We start from the raw sequence: 757 nt of genomic DNA, 5'->3' as shown, positions 1-757 counted from the left end.
CGTCCGGGTGGGTGCCGCTGTCGTCCGCCGGGTTGGGGTTCTGGAGGTAGGGGAGGATGCCGCGGTGCAGGAGGGCGTGGCGCCAGGCGGCTCTGGCGGCGGCCACCTCGTCGGAGGCGGGGTTGGATCCGGCCGGCGTGCCGTGGCCGGATCCGGCCCCTGGGCGGATCGCGGTGGAGGAGTTGCGCAGGGCGGTGAGGAGCAGGGTGACCGCGCCGACGAGCGCGGTGGCGACGGCGATCGCGGCGAACACCCAGCCGACGTTCCGCATGGAGGTGGCGATCTCGGGTTCCGGGGAGGCCAGGCGCAGGGTGTGACCGACGGTGAGGAAGATGACCGCGGCGGCGCCGGCGAGCACGGGAACGAGTACCGAGGCGACGGCGAACAGACCGGCGCCGGTCTTCTCGTCGGACCTCACACGCGCGCCGCCGGTCGTGTCGGTGGCGCCGGCCGGCGCCTGGTGACCGCCGCCGGCCGTGGCGGGCTGGCGCAGTTGTTCCCTCGTGCGTACGTACTCCGCGTACTCGGGGGCCGCCGCCGCGGCGATGGTGGCCGCGTCCGCCAGGGCTCTGGCGCGCAGCCGGCCGTCCTCCGGTCGTCGGCCGGCTCCGGGGGCCGTGCGGGCGGCGGCGTGGCGCAGCGCCTCGTCGAGAACCCTCTCGAACTCCGGTCGGTCCTCCAGGCGCAGGTGCGGAGCGCTGTTCATGTGTGCATCCCCCGATGCTCCGTAGGGCCGGGGCGCGGATCGGCTCCGGCG

At 75.8% G+C, this 757-nt stretch carries 1 protein-coding gene; it reads right to left on the bottom strand.

Translation table 11 applies throughout. The annotated features are described in order from the left end of the window. The coding region (locus tag GL263_RS27490) for a hypothetical protein (protein ID WP_182858430.1) at positions 1-706 on the bottom strand (706 nt) is incomplete at its 3' end. Positions 707-757: the final 51 nt, after the last annotated feature.

The sequence above is a fragment of the Streptomyces durbertensis genome (assembly GCF_014156695.1).
GTDB lineage: Bacteria > Actinomycetota > Actinomycetes > Streptomycetales > Streptomycetaceae > Streptomyces > Streptomyces durbertensis.
The sequence above is the reverse complement of the archived record's forward strand: the minus strand, read 5'-3'. Positions and strand labels throughout refer to the sequence as shown.